This window comes from Erythrobacter sp. S267 (assembly GCF_057365045.1).
The window spans coordinates 505368-522759 of sequence record NZ_CP200298.1 but is presented as its reverse complement, the minus strand read 5'-3'; the positions used below and the strand labels follow the sequence as shown (position 1 = coordinate 522759).

Here is a 17392-nt window from a genome sequence, read left to right as displayed (position 1 = left end):
ACAATGACACGGGCCAATGGAAGGACGGGTTTACGCTCTAGCGCACCTTGCGGCCGAACCAGATTGTGTGATGCGCGCCCTTGTTGTTGGGGCGGGAGCGGACACCGCGCTCCTCCACCTCAAGCCCGGCATCCTTCATCCGGCGGCGGAAAGAGGGATCGGGCGCGGCGGACCAGACGGAGACAATCCCTCCGACTTTGAGAGCGTCGCGCGCTTTGCCAAGGCCTGTGCGCGAATAGAGGCGGTTGTTGTCTTCTCGCACCAAGCCGTCAGGGCCATTGTCAACGTCGAGCAGGATCGCATCGAACGGCTCGCACGTCCCATCAATCGCATCATCGATCAACGCAGCGACATCGCAAATGACGAGTTCTAGCCGCGGATCGGAGAGGCATTCTCCGGTCAGCTCGGCCATCGGACCTTTGGCCCAGTCGATGATCTTTTCGGAGATTTCTCCGACGACGATCTCGGCTCCCTCGTCCACACGGGCAAGCGCCGCTCGGAGCGTGAAGCCCATGCCATAGCCGCCGATCAGGATGCGCAGATTCTCGCCAGAGAGCCGGTCAAGCGTAAGCTCCGCCAGCTGCTCTTCGGAGAACCGCATCCGCGTGGACATCAGTTCATTGCGGCCCAGCACGATCATGAAATCACGACCGTGGGAGTAGAGCTCCAAAGTCTCTCCATCCTGGATCGCAGCGGTGTCTAAAAGTTCGCGTTTGAGCATCTTATCTCCGTGGTGCCAGAGCCAGCCCGCTCCCTCCGCCCTTCCACCCGGATTATCACACCGGGTTACGATCCGGGTGGAAGGGCGGAGGGAGCGGGCTGGCGAGGCCGCAACAAACAAGAAAGGGCCACCTTTTCAGGCGGCCCTTTCCTATACAGATTTCCGAGCGGACTTAGTCCTTCAGGAAGTCGGGCATGGCTGCGGGGCCATCATTGCCACCGCCGTCGCCGCCCTTGCCACCGCCATCACGACGCGGACCACGGCCACGACCGCCGCCACCGCGACGATCACCACCACGACCGCCGCGCGGCTTGTCGCCACGTGGTTCACGCGGCGGGCGAGTGTCTTCCAGCTCTTCGCCGGTTTCCTGGTCAACCACGCGCATCGACAGGCGGACTTTGCCGCGCTGGTCGATCTCGAGGACTTTGACCTTCACCTCTTGGCCTTCGCTGACAACGTCAGTGACTTTCTCAACCCGCTCGTTCTTCATTTCGGAGACGTGGACGAGACCGTCCTTGCCACCCATGAAGTTCACGAACGCGCCGAAATCGACGATGTTGACGACCTTGCCGGTGTAGATCTTGCCGACTTCGGCTTCTTCAACGATACCTTCGATCCATGCCCGTGCCGCTGCGATTTCATCGGCATTGGAAGAGCTGATCTTGATCGTGCCCTCGTCGTCAATGTCGACCTTCGCGCCGGTTTCAGCAACGATTTCACGGATGACCTTGCCGCCTGTACCGATGATGTCGCGAATCTTCGACTTGTCGATCTGCATCGTCTCGATACGCGGAGCGTGCTTGGACACTTCGTTACGAGCGCCGGTAAGCGCCTTGGCCATTTCGCCCAGGATGTGCGCGCGGCCAGCTTTCGCCTGATCGAGCGCCTTTTCCATGATCTCCTTGGTGATGCCAGCGACCTTGATGTCCATTTGGAGCGACGTGATGCCTTCCTCAGAACCGGCCACCTTGAAGTCCATGTCGCCCAGGTGATCTTCGTCACCCAGAATGTCGGAGAGAACCGCGAAGTCCTCGCCTTCAAGGATCAGGCCCATGGCGATGCCGGAGACCGGACGTGCCAGCGGAACACCTGCATCCATCATCGACAATGCGCCGCCGCAGACGGTCGCCATCGAAGACGAGCCATTGGACTCGGTGATGTCTGACAGAACGCGGATCGTGTAGGGGAAGTCCTCAACCGTCGGCAGAACCGGGCGAAGCGCGCGGAAGGCGAGCTTGCCGTGGCCGGTTTCGCGGCGGCTGGTAAAGCCGAAACGGCCCACTTCGCCGACCGAATAGGGCGGGAAGTTATAGTGCAGCATGAAGTTGCTGTAGGAGAGCCCTTCGAGCCCGTCGATCATCTGCTCAGCATCTTTGGTGCCAAGCGTGGTGGTGCAGATCGCCTGCGTTTCACCGCGGGTGAACAGCGCCGAACCGTGGGTCCGCGGCAACAGGCCGACCATCGCTTCGATCGGGCGAACCTGGTCGAGCTTACGACCGTCAATCCGGGTGCCGTCCTTGATGATGGAGCCGCGAACGATGTCGCTTTCCAGCTTCTTCACCAGCTTCAACGTGCCAAGATATTCCGCTGGATCGCTTTCCGCGAGGTCAGCGAAAGCTTCGCGAGCCTTTTCGCGAGCGGCGTTGACGGCGTCCTGACGAGCCGACTTGTCGGTGATCTTGTAAGCAGCTTCCAAGTCCGCACCGATGGCAGCGCGCAGCTTGTCCATCTTCTCGGTCTTGTCTTCCACCGGATCGAGCGGCCATGGCTCTTTCGCGGCTTGCTCAGCCAGTTCGACGATTGCGCCGATGACCTTGCGGCTTTCTTCGTGAGCGAACATCACCGCGCCGAGCATCTGCTCTTCGGTCAGTTCTTTCGCTTCGGACTCAACCATCATCACCGCGTCTTGCGTAGCGGCCACGACAAGGTCGAGATTGCCATCTTCGCCAAGCGAGTCAGCAACCGTGGGGTTGAGGACATATTCGCCATCATTGGTGTAGCCGACGCGGGCAGCGCCGATCGGGCCCATGAAAGGAACGCCGCTGATGGTGAGAGCAGCGGAGGCTGCAATCATCGCAACGATGTCAGGCTCAGTCTCGCCATCATAGGAGAGAACCTGGCAGATAACGTTGATTTCGTTGTAGAACCCTTCCGGGAACAGCGGACGGCACGGACGGTCGATCAGACGCGAGGTGAGCGTCTCTTTTTCCGTCGCGCGGCCTTCGCGCTTGAAGAAGCCGCCGGGGATCCGGCCAGCTGCAGAGAATTTCTCTTGATAGTGAACGGTCAGCGGGAAGAAGTCTTGGCCTTCCTTGACGCTCTTGGCGGCGGTCACGGCGCACAGCACCACGGTTTCGCCATAGGTGGCCAGCACAGCGCCGTCGGCTTGACGGGCAATACGGCCGGTTTCCAGAGTGAGGGTTTTTCCGCCCCACTCCAGCGATACGGTTTTCGTGTCGAACATGGATTTTCCTTTATGACCCGCGCCGCCTTATTGCGTGCACGGGGCCTACATTTGCGGGTTAAACCGGACCCGCGCCGGTATGGGGCGTGGTTTGCAAAGCCCCAAGGCGGACCTGCCGAATTGCAGGTCGTGCCCCTTTATTTTAGTCGTATCGCGGTCGTGAAAAGCTGTAACTGCTTTTCGCTGCGATACTCCCTTATATATGAGAAGAGAGCCGCCGTGAATCGGCAGCCAATTTCCCTCCCCAGATGCGAAAAAGGCGGCCCGTCCAAGAGCCGCCTTTCCCGAAACTCTTACTTACGCAGACCCAGCTTCTGGATCAGTGCGTTGTAGCGCTCGACGTCTTTCTTCTTGAGATAGGCGAGCAGGTTGCGACGCTTGTTGACCATCATCAGAAGGCCGCGGCGCGAATGGTTGTCTTTATGGTTGGCTTTGAAGTGCTCGGTCAGGTTGCGGATACGCTCGGTGAGGATCGCGACCTGGACTTCAGGAGAACCGGTGTCGCCCTTGCCTTGGGCGTTGTCCTTGATGATTTCAGCTTTACGTTCGGGTGCTACCGACATGATATTCTCTTTCTACTCAGCGACATCGGGTAGGTTGAAACCCCTGACGACTTTCGCCGTCCCATCCTCGATTTGCACAAGCGCCACCGGAACTGTTTCCAGCATCGCACAATACAGCCCGGATGGTTGGGGCAATCCAGACAAGACCCGGCCCGTTCGGACCGCCTGCGCGTCTGTCTGGGTGAGGTTGAGGGCCGGGATGTCGTCCAGCCCCGCCTCTAACGGCAGGAGGAGGTCAGATAATTGCGCGCCATTAGCGATTTCGTTCAGTTTGTCCAGCGAAATCGCTTGTCGTTCGAGGAACGGGCCCGCTTTCGTTCTCCGTAGGTAGGTAACATGGCCGCAGCTTCCAAGGGCATGGGCGATGTCCCGTGCGAGAGAGCGGATATAGGTGCCTTTGGAGACGTGGGCTGTAAGTTTGACTTCGCTGTCCGCCTCCTCTTCGCCCGCAATCGTCAGCGCATGGATCGTGACTGCGCGCGTCTTGAGCTGCACCTCCTCCCCTGCCCTCGCCAGATCATAGGCGCGTTTGCCATCGACTTTGAGTGCGGAATAGGCCGGCGGCACCTGCTCAATCGAGCCGGTGAATTGGGGGAGCACGGCTTCGATCTCGGCACGCGTCGGCTTTACGTCAGAGCGTTCCACCACCTCGCCTTCTGTGTCTAGCGTATCGGTCTCTTCCCCAAACTTGATCGTGAAATCATAGACCTTGCTCGCATCGAGCATCCGCCCGGCAAGTTTCGTCGCCTCGCCTAAGGCAATCGGCAGTACGCCCTCTGCCAGCGGGTCGAGTGTGCCTCCGTGACCGACCTTGGTTTTAGCATATCCGCCCTCACGCAGGTTCCGCTTCACCGCCGCCACAGCCTGCGTCGAGCCCAGCCCGCGCGGTTTGTCGAGGATGATCCAGCCGTTTGGAGGGGGCTTTTTATCGGTCATGCGATCCCGCTAGGGGATTGTCGCATAGCCCTCAAGCAAAGGTCTCCACCATCGGGTCTTTACCCTCCGTATCCGCGCCGCCAATCGAGAACACCGGCGTCTGGCGATAGATCAGAATGTTCATCACCAGCGAGGTTGCGATCGACAGGACCAGCGTCACCGCCATGCCGTGAATGTAGTGCGCAGGCTCCCACGCCATGGACCAGATGCCGTAGAAGATGACGCCCGTGACCACTCCGATCATCGCCGCTCCCGCTTGGACGTTCTTGAACAGCAAGCACACCACGAAGGCCGAGAGGATCGGCATAGAGAGCAGACCGTAAAGCTGCTGCACGGTGTTAATCAAGCTCTCCTGACTCGCAAAAAACGGCACCAGCGCAAGCGCAAGGACGCTCATCACGATGGAAACCACAGCCCCCAAAGCGCCAACCTTCTTGGGTTTGCCAATATAGGCTTCGTGCATGTCGCAGACATAAAGCGCAGCAGAGGCGTTGAGGATTGAGTTGAAGGTCGTCAGCACCGCCGCAAAGATCGCCGCAGCAAAGGCACCGGATAGCCACACGGGCAAGACCTCTCCCACGATCATACCGTAGGAAAGATCGCCGACCTGACCGAACAATTTGTAAGACACGATCCCCGGCACCACCACGATGACAGGCACAATCAGCAGCCGGATGCCCGCAGCGACAACAACGCCCTTTTGCGCCTCACGAATGTTGGGCGCCGCCATGGCGCGCTGCGTAATCGTCTGGTTGGTGGACCAATAGAAGGTCTGGATGAAGATCATGCCCGTCAGCAAAGTGTGCCAAGGAATCGGGCTGTTATCATCGCCGATCAGCGTCAGCCGCTCTGCCGGAATACCGCTGAAGTCAAAGTCGATCGCCTGCATCGCGAGAAACACAACCAGCAGGGCAAGGCCAAGGATGAGCACACCGGAATAGGTGTCAGAAACAGCCACCGCGCGCAGCCCGCCAAAGATTGCATAAGCGGCGCCAACGCCGGCAAGGATAACCGACAATGTCAGCACATTGGCGAGGCCCGTATCCATGCCCACCAGCGACAGCAGGAAGAGCGAACCTCCATACAGGATCGCAGGCAGGAAAATGAACAGATTGCCAAACAGGAACAGCAGCGAAATCAGCGCGCGAATATGCTTGTCGCCATATTTCTTCTGCAACAGCTCTGTCGTCGTCGTGCAGTTGTTCTTGTAGTAAATCGGCAAGAACACGAAGGCGAGGATGAAGAGGCCGACCACAGCGGCAAACTCCCACCAAGCCAGCAAGGCCATCTGGTTGCCATTCATGCCGACTAGCTGATCGGTCGACAGGTTCGTCAGCGTGATGGAGCCGGCGACGAAATACCAGGCAAGGCCGCCATTGGCGAGGAAGTAATCGCGTTCATCACCCCCGCCCGCGCCGCGCTTGCCCCGGCAATGCATATAGGTCGCGAACGCGATCAGAGCGGTGATGACCAGAAAGACCACCAGCTGGGTCGTGCTCATTATATTCTCTCCCTCGCCCGCGCGCATCGTGCCGCGTCAGGCGTTGATCCCACTGTTTCAAGACGCGGCTTCGACCGCAAGTCCTGCGTTAGGCCGCGTGGACAAGTTCAGCACGGCCCCGGTTTGAGTCAAACTTTGTTCTCACGAGGCACGAATGCGAAGGAAGTGCATCGCACTTTCGAGCATGAGTAACGCTGCGAGAGCGAATTTTGGCCAAACCCCTTTGGGGCAGGTCAAGAGACCACCACTTCAGCGTCCTTCGTCCTCGAATATGCAAGAGCATGTCCTTCGTCCTCACTCCTCGAATTGGCGGTCTCTTGACCTGCCGGGGCCATGCCGAACTTGTCCACGCGGCCTTTTAAGAAAACGGCGGGCATTTCCCCCCTTCGGAAATGCCCGCCGTCACTAGCCATGCGCTCAGCTCACCAGGCGAGCGCCGGCTTTGTTGGGCGTTGTCTTAAAACTTCGCCCGAACACCAGCGGTGTAACGCGCTCCGGTGCGCTCATAGGTGAGCACGCGGTTGGAGAAGCGGGAGAAGTCACGCGTGTCTTCGTTGAGGATGTTGAGACCCTCAACAAAGACCTGGAACGTGTCGGTCAGCTCGTAACTGGCTGAGAAGTCGACCTGGCCAAAGCTTTCACGCTGACGCGGTTCGCTTTGCACGTCGTCCTCCTGCACCAGGAAGCCATCGCGATAATTGTAGGACACACGCGCCGACAGGCGGTCACCTTCGTAGAACGCGGTGAGGTTGACCGTGTGCGGCGTGAAGCCGTTGAAGCCAAGGTCTCCGACTGGCGCGTTGTCCTGGCTTGAGCTCACATAGGTGTAGTTGATGATGCCGCCAAAGCCGTTGTCGAACGTCTTCTGGAAGGCGATCTCTGCACCGGTGATGCTGCCCGAGAGGCCGTTGCGCTGACGGGTGTCGAGGAACTCAACATCGGTCGGCGTGTCGACCGTCACCACATTGCCGCCCAACACATTGCCAGCCGGAATGATGACAGTGCCCGGAACCGGCAGGGTCAATTCTTCGAGGAAGCCGCCCAGTTCCTTGTGGAAGCCAGCAATGCTGAAATAGCTCAGGGCATCGAAATACCACTCGAACGAAACGTCAAAGTTATCTGCTTCGAACGCTTCGAGAAGCGGGTTGCCGCCGCTGCTGAGCGGTGCATCCGAACGCCCACCAAATGTGTTGGCAACACCCAGAGCCGTCAGCGTCGGACGGGTCACGGTCCGGGCATAGCTCAAACGCAGAACGATATCCTCGGTCGGCTCCAGCTTGAAGTTCACCGATGGAAGGAAGTTGACATAGTCGTTCGGCACGCTGATCGCGGAAGCAGGTCCAAAGACCGGAGCGAGCTGCGTGTCGCCAACCGTTTCACGGAATTCGATGACTGGCTGGTCAATCCCGCTCGACACGACATCGGTGAAGGCAATGCGGAAGCCGACATTGGCCGACCATGGCAGGTCTCCGCCAAAGTCTCCGCCCCACACGGTGTTGAAGTAACCAGAGTAGATCTGCTCTTCCACCGCAAAGCTGCCGCCCGGATTAAAGGTCGGCGTGTAGATGCCGAGCACCGGGTCAAGCTGGCCGCTGTTTAGGTAGTCAATCAGCTCAGCCGTATTGCCGCCGGTGCGGTTTGGGTCTTGCAGATTTGCAATGTCGTTCAATTGCGCGAAGGCATCTTCGAAGCTGGCGGTCAGGATTTGCGCTGGAACTGTGTCCGCACCCTCAACGCCGCTCAGGAACCCGTCAAAGGAGAACGGGCTGAGGATCGATTCATCGAAGCCCACGGTATAACCGCAATAGGCGCAGAAAATCTGACCGGCCTGAATGTTGCCAAAGTCTGGTGCTGCGAAGTTGTCGAACAGGTTCTGCACCTTTTCACGGTCGGTGTAGATCCCGCCAAACTGGACCGTTTCGAGCGGCCCCGCATCGACGTCCCATTCACCATCAAGGCGCACTTCAAACACTTCGTCTTCAACCTGCGTGCGGTTGACGTTGACGAAGTGCAGACGCTGTATCGACGTGTCGACAAAGTCAGCGTCGTTGATGTTGGTGATGGTCGAAATGCCTGTATCGCTGGTCGACTCAATCAGCGGCGACGTCGGCGCAAGCGCACCCAGCACCACGAACGGGTTGGTCCCATCGCGCGTTGCTCGCGAATAGGAAATGTCAGCGACGAAGCTGAGGCTGTCGCTCGCTTCGAACTCCACATTCCCGCCAATCGCAAAGGTCTCTGCCAGACGGTTGTTCGACGTCAGCACGTTGTCGTTCTGCGACAGGCCCACCGCGCCGGCGATGTCCGGGTTGCGGTTCTGGAAGTCGATGCTGGGACGGCTGAACGATGTCACCGTGCCATTCGCGTCAACCTGCGGGTTGATGAAGGGTGGGCTGAAGAAGCCGGAGAATTGCTGGTCAAACGATTCGATGTCGAGACGCGTGTAGAGACCGTCGACAGTGAAGGTGACAGCATCGCTCGGCGCAAACTGCACCGCGCCGTTCAGCGTGATCCGCTCGCGATCTTGGACGTCGCGACTAAAGATCACCTGCTGCTGGACGCGTGACCCGTCGGGCAGGAAACCAAAGGCTGCGTCAGTCAGACCGGTGGAGCTTTCGGGAGCCAGAATGACTACGTCGGAATCATTCGGGTCATTGCTCGGATTGTCACGCAGCGCATACCCGTTGGTGATATTGCGGTCGAATTGCGAGTTGCGCATCTGGTACGAACCGCCGAGCATGATGCCAAACGTGTCGTTCGAGTACGAGAACACACCCGAAATGTCGGCGCCGAAATCCTCGCTCAGGTTCTCATAGATACCAGCGGTCGAGATCGACATGTTCAGGCCCGGACGGTCCAGCGGACGCGCGGTCTGAATATTGACGAGTGCACCAATACCGCCGGATTGCAGGCTGGGCACTCCGGTCTTGTAGACTTCTGCGGTTTGAATGATGTCAGCGGAAAGAACGTCGAACGAGAATTCGCGTCCCGGATTGTCGGTCGCAAGGGTACGGCCATTCAGCAAAACGGCGTTGAATTCTGGGCCAAGGCCGCGAACCGTGATCGACTGGCCCTCACCACCGGAACGGTCAATCGCGACGCCGGTGATGCGCTGGAGCGATTCTGCGACGTTCTGATCAGGGAATTTGCCGACATCCTCTGCAGAGACGGCATCAACAACAGCGGAACTGCTGCGTTTGAGGTTGATCGAGCTTTCAAGGCTCTGGCGGAAGCCGGTAACGACGATTGCGTTGCCTTCTTCTTCAGCGACCTGTGTGTCGTCAGCGTCTTGTGCGACGGCGGGGGTGGAAATTGCGATAGCTGCAAAGGCAGCGGACTGGGCCAGAATGGCCCGCTTCGAAATCAACATGGCTTTCTCCCTTACCCACGCCCCTTATTGCTAGGGCATGTGGACTAGGCCTCTTTCGGCCGTAGCCCAATTCCTGACGAAGACGGGAGTGATTGCCATAGACGGATTGGACCGCCATGAAGACTTTGGGATCGACGGCGCGGGTTTACGGTGGAGAAACTGTGCCTGTCATAATTTTGCAACGCTGCCTCTTTTGACAGTGGCGTTGCGGCCCTTGTTAGCTGCCAAAAGCTAAAACGCAGCTTTATCGCGAGCAATGCGGGAGCGATATTCCGACGGAGACCAACCCACAGTTTTGCTAAATTGGCGGCTGAAATGGTACTCGTCACAATAGCCCAGCCGATCGGAAATATCGCGCAGCAATATGTTGGGATCGGTCAGCATATCACAGGCTTGCTCCATCAAGATGCTGGTCCGGTATCGCCCAGGAGAGCGCCCGGAGAGCTTGCGAAATCGCTTGCGAAATGCCTCGTAGGAATGGCCCATAGATCGCGCCGCCTGACGCACATCGAGGCTTGATCGGATCGCGTCCTTGGCCTGCGCAAGCCACGCATTGTCGTCCGCCATATCGTCCTCACCCGCCTTGGCGATGTCAGCAAGCAGAGCTTGCAGCCCAGCGGTTTCCTGGATCAGCTCAGCCTCTGTTCGCGCGCCAGGCCCACCTATCAGCCTGAGGATACGATCACGCCAGAAGTCCATCGGGCGCAGGGAGATCACCGGGTTATCGGGGTCAAGGCAGCCCGCATTCTGCCACAGATCAAACACCGGCCCTTCAAAAACGAGATAGAATTCATCCCATGTGTCACCACGCGCAGGTCCATACCAATGCTCGATGCCGGGATGCACGAGGATAGCATCACCCGCCTGCACTCTTAGCGAGACGCCCCGCTCATCGCGATAGGTGCCGTGGCCGCGCGTCACATAGACCAAAGTGTAATGCGGCAAGGTGCGCCGCGCTGTGAGCACGCCGACCCCATCGGTCAGAAAACACGCGATTTTGATCCCCCCAATGGCGGAGAGATGCATATTCTGTTTATAGACTTTCTCTTCCCACATCGGGGCGTTCGCTCCGTAATTGAGAGATCGTATTACCAAAAACTTCATGGAGCGCCAAAATCCCACTTCACATAAGGGGATAAATCGCGCGAATATCGCTGCAGGCTGGCCTTAGAAGTCGGCTATGAATATCAGGATCGTTGGGAGGCATGGACTGTTTGGATGGCTGAGGACGCCAAACTAAATCCGGCGGATGCGCCGCACAGTGAAGTCGAAGATCACGCGGACGGGATCTCCGCGATCCACGAACATCGCCCGGTGCCTGTATCCGATCCGGTTGAGCGGCAGGGAGAGGCGCACTCTTTCTGCGAGTTGCGCGGCGGCGGCACGATGCTGGCGATCGAATGTTCGCGGGGGTCGCGACCAATCATTCTCTATGCAGGCCCCGACCTTGAGGGGGTGAAGGCGAGCGAGCTGGCGCTGCTCGCCACACGCCAACATGCCCCTGGTAGCGCCTCTGTGCCTTTGCGCGGATCACTGCTCAATGAAATCGGCACCGGTATCTCGGGCCCCTCTGGATTGATTGGCCACCGCGCTGGGCAAGATTGGGCGCTCGACCTCAGGATTGAGGCGGTCGAGCAGTCAGGCGAGCACACGCTCGAAATCCGCTGCAAGGACAGCAACTTCTCGATCGCGACCAAGCATCACTTTGCCGTCGACCCTGCGACCGGAATCCTGCGCTCCTCGACCCAGATCGAAAACCTATCTGAGGCTGAATTCGAGCTCGACTGGTGCGCGGCCATCTGCGTTCCGTTCGACCCGCGCATGAACCGCTTCCTCAGCTTCACCGGGCGCTGGTCGGGTGAATTTGCAATTGAGGAAGTGCCCGCCTTTCAAGGCAGCATCGTGCGCGAGAACAAGGCCGGCCGCACCAGCCATGACGTCTTCCCCGGAGGCATTCTGGCCACGCCCGAGGCAAGCGAGACAACGGGCCTCGCCGCTGGCTTCCACCTTGCATGGAGCGGCAATCACCGCCTGCGTGTCGACCGCCACAGCGATGGCCGCGGCTTTGTGCAAATGGGTGAACTAACCTTCCCCGGCGAAATCCGGCTTGGCCAGGGTGAGACCTATCGTACGCCGGACATGCTCACCGTGTGGTCGAACGAGGGGTTCAACGGCCTCGCCCACGCCTTCCACGATCACCTGCACAATTCGGTGCTGGAAAAACGCAGCTTCAGCTCCCCCCGCCCGGTCCACTACAACACCTGGGAAGCGGTCTATTTCCACCACGACACCGACACTCTGATCGAGCTGGCAGAGGCCGCCGCCGATGTAGGCGCAGAGCGCTTCGTCCTCGACGATGGCTGGTTCGGCGGGCGGCGGCACGATGCTGCGGGTCTTGGCGATTGGTGGGTATCGAAGGACATCTACCCCGAAGGCCTCCACCCGCTCGTGAACAAGGTCAAAGAGCTCGGCATGGAGTTCGGCTTGTGGTTCGAACCCGAAATGGTCAATCCCGACAGCGACCTGTTCCGCAACCATCCCGATTGGGTGCTTCAGGCCGACGGGGTTGAGACCATTCCGTTCCGTGGGCAGCTGACGCTCGACCTCACCAAGCGCGAAGTGTTTGACTATCTGTTCGACAAGATCAGCGCATTGGTGAGCGAATATGGCATCGCCTACATCAAGTGGGACATGAACCGCGACACCAACCACCCGGCCAGCAATGGGCGCGGGGCGATGCATCACCAGACACAGGCCGTGTATGAATTGCTCAAGCAATTGCGAGAGCGTCATCCCAGCCTTGAGATTGAAAGCTGTTCATCGGGCGGCGCGCGGACAGACTTTGGCATATTGCGCTACACCGACCGGCTGTGGACCTCCGACAACAACGATGCGCGCGCGCGTCAGGCGATCCAACGCGGGGCCTCGCACTTTTTCCCGCTGCGGGTTCTGGGCACCCATGTCGGTCCCAAGACCTGCCACATTACGGGCCGCAAGTTTTCCATGGCCTTCCGCGTTGCAAGCGCGATCTTTGGCCATATGGGGATGGAGCTGGACTTGCGGGCGGAGCGGGAGGCGGATCTCGCTGTCCTCAAAGCCGGCATCGCCCTCCATAAACAGCACCGCGATCTGATTCATGGCGGCACCTTCTGGCGCGTGGACTCCAGCGAGACGACCAACGTGGTTGGCTGCGTGGCGAAGGACCAGTCAGAGGCGCTGTTCTCCTACGCCGTGCTGGAAACCGAGACAGCAACCTTGCCGCGCCGCATCCACTTTACAGGGCTCGATGCAGCAAAGCAGTACCGCGTCAGACTGGTCTGGCCTCAGCACAATCCTTCGATATCGACCCCGTCAATCGTCGACGCGGCCGAATTGCAGGGCAAAGGGACGCTGGTTTCAGGAGCGGCCTTGATGGGCTATGGCATGCAGCCACCCCTCACCTTCCCGGACACCTGTCTGATCTACCACCTCGAAGCCAGCGAGTAGACACCACTGTGACGCAAAGCTCTTTCGACCTGCTGGTGATCGGCGGCGGCATTAACGGTGGAGGCATTGCGCGCGATGCGGCGGGGCGCGGGCTTTCGGTGTGCTTGGTGGAGAAGGATGATCTGGCGCAGGCGACGTCCAGTTCCTCGACCAAGCTGGTCCATGGCGGGCTTCGCTATCTGGAACACTACGAGTTCCGGCTGGTGCGAGAGAGCCTGATTGAGCGGGAACGATTGCTGAAGATCGCTCCGCACATCATCTGGCCTTTGCGCTTTGTCTTGCCGCATGACGAGGGGCTGCGGCCCAAATGGATGCTGCGGCTGGGGTTGTTCCTCTATGACAATCTGGGCGGGCGCAAACTCCTGCCGCCGACGCGGACAGTCAATCTGCGTGACGCTCCGCATAGGCAAGTGCTCGAAGAGCGGCTGACCACGGGCTTTGAATATTCCGACTGCTGGGTCGAAGATTCGCGGCTTGTTGTGCTCAATTGCATGGACGCAAAAGCGCGCGGTGCGGACATTCGGACGCGGACCGAATGCACCGGTTTGGCGCGCGAAGGGGATGGCTGGAAAGCCACTTTGCGCGATGCCGATGGCGAGAGTGAGGTCTTTGCCCGCATGGTCGTCAATGCCGCTGGGCCATGGGTCGATACGGTCCTCGGCCGTGCCGATAAGGGAGGCGAGCACGATAACTTGCGCCTCGTTAAAGGCAGCCATCTGATCTTCCCCAAACTGTTTGAAGGTGAGCATTGCTACATCTTCCAGAACAAGGATGATCGTATCGTCTTTGCAATACCTTACGAGCGTGACTTCACACTGGTTGGCACCACCGATGTGGGCTTTGAGGGCGATCCGACAGGCATCGAGATCTCGGCCGAGGAGTCGCACTATATCTGCGACGCGGTGAACGAATATCTCAGCCAGGACGTGACGCCCGCCGATGCCGCGTCGAGCTATGCCGGGGTGCGTCCGCTCTATGATGACAAGGCTGCGTCGAACTCGACCGTGACGCGCGACTATGTGTTTGAGGTAGACCGGGGAGAGACCGGCGATGAGGCCGCGTTGCTCTCCATCTTCGGAGGCAAGATCACAACCTATCGCAAACTCGCCGAACATGCGCTTGAAAAGCTGAAGGTTTCAGGCGCAAGTTGGACAGCCGATGCAGCTTTGCCCGGCGGAGAGATTGACCCGATGGGCTTTGACCGCTTCGTTGCGGACAAGGCCGCGCAATATGACTGGCTCCCGCCCTCAGCCATCACGCGCCTTGCCCGCGCCTATGGGACACGGATCGACACGGTGCTTGGCGGTGCAAAGGGCCTCAACGATATGGGCGAGCATTTCGGCGGCGACTTCTATGCGCGTGAGCTCGAATATCTCGTCGAACATGAATTTGTTCGCAGCGCAGAAGACGCCCTGTGGCGGCGCAGCAAGCTGAAGCTCCATCTGGACGAGGCCGCGCGCGAACGGGTCGAGCGTTGGTTCGAAGCCCGCAAGGTCCCCAAACAGGTGAAGGCATGACCGCCCCTGTGGAACTCGCCCGCAGCGTCGGAGGCGCGCCCACCTTTCGCCGCGACCATCGCAAGGCGGATGGGCGGATGCTGCACCTCTATGGCCGCAACGCGCACGACCTCCCGCTTCAGGCAGAGGCTGACGACGACATCTCGCAAGGCGGAGAAATCCGGCGGCATCCCCTGCGGCAAGAGTGGAACGTCTACGCCGCGCATCGCCAGAACCGCACATTCAAGCCCTCGGCCGCCGACGATCCGCTTGCGCCCACAGTGCCGGGAGGGCCGCTGACGGAAATCCCCTTTACCGACTTCGAATGCGCGATTTTTGAGAACAAATTCGCCGCCTTCCACCCCAGCGCCTCTGACGCCGCTGATCTTGAAGGGATCGCAAGCGAACCGGCCAAAGGCGCCTGCGATGTCGTGGTCTACGCGCCGGACGCGACAGGCAGTCTTGAGACCATCGGCAGCGACCGTCGCCAAGTGCTGCTCAGCGCGCTGATCGACCGTTACGAGACGCACTTCGCCGCTGGTTGCGACTATGTCTTGCCATTTGAAAACCGCGGCGACGAAGTTGGCGTCACCCTCCACCACCCGCACGGTCAGATTTACGGCTTCCAGCGCACGCCGGAAGTCCAGCAACGTGCCATCGACGCCTTTGCGGGCGGCTATGACCTAGCGAGCGAGATCTCTGCCGCAATGCCCGCCTACGGCCTCGGCGAAGAGGGAGGCATCGCCGCCTTCGTCCCGCGCTTTGCCCGCTTCCCTTATGAGACGTGGCTCGCGCCCATGACGCGCCGCGAAGGGCCGTGGGACTGCTCGGATGAGGAGTTGGAGGCGCTCGGATATTGGCTCGGCGAGGTGACGCGGCGCTATGATGCTTTGTTCAAGCAACCGGCTGCGACGATGATGGCGTTTCATGCGGCGCCCAAAGGCGGCTCGGCGGGCTACCACTTCACCGTCCAATTCTACCCGCTTCTGCGCGCGCCTGGGCGGATGAAATATCTCGCCTCGGTCGAGCAGCACACTGGCACCTTCACCGTCGATGTCATGCCCGAAAGCGCGGCGGCTAAGTTGCGCGAGTATGCGCGATGAGCAGGCCGAGCTTTACGGCCCGCTCTCCGGGCCGCGTCAATCTGATCGGCGAGCATACCGATTACAATGGCGGCATGGTCCTGCCCGCTGCATTGTCCATCGGGATCGAGGTCACTCTGACCCGGCTGGGCAACAGTGCCGTCGAGGTAAGCTCCAACGACTATGACGCGCCCTCGTCGCGCGAACTCTCCGACACCGCTTCAGGCGATTGGTCGGACCCGGTGGTGGGCGCTCTGAGGGAGGCCAACGCCATGGGACTGCTGGAAGGAGGAGCGCAGGTCGCCATCCACTCGACCATGCCGGAGGGGTCGGGTTTATCTTCCTCAGCGGCGCTGATCGTCGCGGTCCTCAAGGCAGCACGCACTTCCTCAAACGGAGCGCAATCCGACGTAGATCTCGCCATAGCGGCACGCAGGGTCGAGAACGAATATATGGGCGTGCCGTGCGGGATCATGGACCAGATGGCGGTCGCCCTAGCCTCTCCCGGCACAGGCATGGCGCTTGATACGAAGTCGCTAGATTGGCGCATCGTTGCGATCCCTCAAGGGTTCGACATGGTCGTCATCCACTCCGGCGTCACACGCAAGCTGACCGACGGGCGTTACGCCGCGCGTAAGGTCGAGTGCGACGCCGCCAAGGCGCATTTCGGGACCGGAGACCTTTGCCTCCTCCCCCGCGAGGAGGTCGAGACGGCACAGCTTGACGAAATCCCCAAACGCCGAGCACTCCATTGCGTCACCGAACATCAGCGAGTTTTGCAGGCCATCACCGCGCTTGAAGCTGGCGAAATGGCGCGGTTCGGCACGCTGATGAATGAAAGCCACGTCTCGATGCGCGATCTGTTCGAGATGTCGGTGCCGGACATCGACGCCTTAGTTGCGAGCGCGCAGGAACTCGGCGCCTTGGGCGCGCGGCTTACCGGAGGCGGTTTTGGCGGCTGCATCGTCGCCTGCGTCGAAGCGGGGAAGCGCGAAGCATGGTTATCCGAACTGCTCGCCCGGCACCCACAGGCCCGCTTTATCGACGCGGTCAGCGCCTAACCTAGCGTTCCCGGATCGCCCGCCAGAGCCGCGCTGAAATGCTTGCGGCATAGGGCGACGTAGCGGTCATTCCCGCCAATTTCGGTCTGCTCGCCCTCGTCCACGGCGCGCCCTTCAGCATCGACGCGCAGGTTCATGCTCGCCTTGCGCCCGCACCAGCACACCGCTTTCAGCTCCACCAGCGCGTCCGCAACGCCCAGCAGGACAGCAGAGCCCGGGAAAAGCTCGCCCTGAAAGTCTGTGCGCAGGCCATAACAGAGCACGGGGATCGACGCCTCGTCCGCCAATTTGGCGAGCTGCCACACTTGATCCTTCGTCAGGAACTGCGCTTCATCGACCAGCACGCAGTCGAGCGGCGTTTCCCCGTGCTGCGCTGCAATCGCTGCAAACATATCCGTTTCCGGCGTGTAGAGATGGGCGCCCGCTTCCAGCCCGATCCGGCTCTGCACCATGCCAGCCGAGCGCGTATCAAGCTCCGCCGTCCACACCATCGTCGCCATGCCGCGCTCGCGATAATTAAAGTCGGCTTGCAGCAGCGTCGTCGATTTTCCCGCATTCATGCTGGAATAGTAGAAATAGAGCTTGGCCATGGCGCAAAGCTTAGCGCGCACGCGTGCCCCTCGCCAATGTCACCACGTTCAGCGCCTGTTGATTAAAGCGGTGTGACACAGCAACAAGGCAATGCTAGCCACGCATCAAACGTATTTGAGAT

Annotated in this window: 12 protein-coding genes; 4 read left to right on the top strand and 8 right to left on the bottom strand. The window is 59.9% G+C overall.

Annotation, left to right across the window (positions count from 1 at the left end):
* Positions 1-37: 37 nt before the first annotated feature.
* From AC0V6X_RS02290 to AC0V6X_RS02260, 7 genes are all read right to left on the bottom strand, one after another.
* Complete coding sequence (locus tag AC0V6X_RS02290) at positions 38-721, bottom strand: spermidine synthase (RefSeq protein WP_486182976.1); 684 nt, start codon at positions 719-721, stop codon at positions 38-40.
* A gap of 172 nt (positions 722-893) precedes the next feature.
* Entirely contained in the window at positions 894-3185 is a 2292-nt protein-coding gene (gene pnp, locus AC0V6X_RS02285; protein WP_486182975.1) for a polyribonucleotide nucleotidyltransferase, read from the bottom strand.
* 293 nt (positions 3186-3478) lie between these two features.
* Positions 3479-3748, bottom strand: a complete 270-nt coding sequence (gene rpsO, locus AC0V6X_RS02280) for a 30S ribosomal protein S15 (RefSeq protein ID WP_223071645.1) — start codon at positions 3746-3748, stop codon at positions 3479-3481.
* A 12-nt stretch (positions 3749-3760) separates the two neighbouring features.
* Entirely contained in the window at positions 3761-4684 is a 924-nt protein-coding gene (gene truB / locus AC0V6X_RS02275; RefSeq protein ID WP_486182974.1) for a tRNA pseudouridine(55) synthase TruB, read from the bottom strand.
* 31 nt (positions 4685-4715) lie between these two features.
* On the bottom strand, positions 4716-6185 hold the full coding sequence (locus tag AC0V6X_RS02270; RefSeq protein WP_486182973.1) for an SLC5 family protein: 1470 nt from the start codon (positions 6183-6185) through the stop codon (positions 4716-4718).
* A 457-nt stretch (positions 6186-6642) separates the two neighbouring features.
* On the bottom strand, positions 6643-9555 hold the full coding sequence (locus AC0V6X_RS02265; protein WP_486182972.1) for a TonB-dependent receptor: 2913 nt from the start codon (positions 9553-9555) through the stop codon (positions 6643-6645).
* 231 nt (positions 9556-9786) lie between these two features.
* On the bottom strand, positions 9787-10659 hold the full coding sequence (locus AC0V6X_RS02260; RefSeq protein WP_486182971.1) for a helix-turn-helix domain-containing protein: 873 nt from the start codon (positions 10657-10659) through the stop codon (positions 9787-9789).
* Between the two features lie 114 nt (positions 10660-10773).
* On the opposite strand from AC0V6X_RS02260, the gene AC0V6X_RS02255 reads away from it, so the two are divergent.
* The 4 genes from AC0V6X_RS02255 to galK are packed head-to-tail and all read left to right on the top strand — an operon-like array spanning position 10774 to position 16680.
* Positions 10774-13041 (top strand): alpha-galactosidase, encoded by a 2268-nt coding sequence (locus AC0V6X_RS02255; RefSeq protein ID WP_486182970.1) that lies wholly within the window; start codon positions 10774-10776, stop codon positions 13039-13041.
* Between the two features lie 8 nt (positions 13042-13049).
* On the top strand, positions 13050-14558 hold the full coding sequence (glpD, locus tag AC0V6X_RS02250) for a glycerol-3-phosphate dehydrogenase (protein WP_486182969.1): 1509 nt from the start codon (positions 13050-13052) through the stop codon (positions 14556-14558).
* On the top strand, positions 14555-15640 hold the full coding sequence (locus AC0V6X_RS02245; protein WP_486182968.1) for a galactose-1-phosphate uridylyltransferase: 1086 nt from the start codon (positions 14555-14557) through the stop codon (positions 15638-15640). The genes glpD and AC0V6X_RS02245 overlap by 4 nt, the downstream gene beginning before the upstream one ends.
* Positions 15637-16680 (top strand): galactokinase, encoded by a 1044-nt coding sequence (gene galK / locus AC0V6X_RS02240; RefSeq protein WP_486182967.1) that lies wholly within the window; start codon positions 15637-15639, stop codon positions 16678-16680. The genes AC0V6X_RS02245 and galK overlap by 4 nt, the downstream gene beginning before the upstream one ends.
* On the opposite strand, the gene AC0V6X_RS02235 is transcribed toward galK, so the two are convergent.
* Positions 16677-17270, bottom strand: coding sequence for a thymidine kinase (locus AC0V6X_RS02235; protein WP_486182966.1), 594 nt, complete (start codon positions 17268-17270; stop codon positions 16677-16679). The genes galK and AC0V6X_RS02235 overlap by 4 nt on opposite strands.
* Between the last annotated feature and the right edge of the window lie 122 nt (positions 17271-17392).

Bases quoted from the DNA above. Each gene is read 5' to 3' on its own strand.
- truB (WP_486182974.1), bottom strand. From the start codon at position 4,684: ATGACCGATAAAAAGCCCCCTCCAAACGGCTGGATCATCCTCGACAAA.
- pnp (WP_486182975.1), bottom strand. From the start codon at position 3,185: ATGTTCGACACGAAAACCGTATCGCTGGAGTGGGGCGGAAAAACCCTC.
- AC0V6X_RS02235 (WP_486182966.1), bottom strand. From the start codon at position 17,270: ATGGCCAAGCTCTATTTCTACTATTCCAGCATGAATGCGGGAAAATCG.
- AC0V6X_RS02265 (WP_486182972.1), bottom strand. From the start codon at position 9,555: ATGTTGATTTCGAAGCGGGCCATTCTGGCCCAGTCCGCTGCCTTTGCA.
- rpsO (WP_223071645.1), bottom strand. From the start codon at position 3,748: ATGTCGGTAGCACCCGAACGTAAAGCTGAAATCATCAAGGACAACGCC.
- AC0V6X_RS02255 (WP_486182970.1), top strand. From the start codon at position 10,774: ATGGCTGAGGACGCCAAACTAAATCCGGCGGATGCGCCGCACAGTGAA.
- AC0V6X_RS02260 (WP_486182971.1), bottom strand. From the start codon at position 10,659: ATGAAGTTTTTGGTAATACGATCTCTCAATTACGGAGCGAACGCCCCG.
- AC0V6X_RS02270 (WP_486182973.1), bottom strand. From the start codon at position 6,185: ATGAGCACGACCCAGCTGGTGGTCTTTCTGGTCATCACCGCTCTGATC.
- AC0V6X_RS02245 (WP_486182968.1), top strand. From the start codon at position 14,555: ATGACCGCCCCTGTGGAACTCGCCCGCAGCGTCGGAGGCGCGCCCACC.
- AC0V6X_RS02290 (WP_486182976.1), bottom strand. From the start codon at position 721: ATGCTCAAACGCGAACTTTTAGACACCGCTGCGATCCAGGATGGAGAG.
- galK (WP_486182967.1), top strand. From the start codon at position 15,637: ATGAGCAGGCCGAGCTTTACGGCCCGCTCTCCGGGCCGCGTCAATCTG.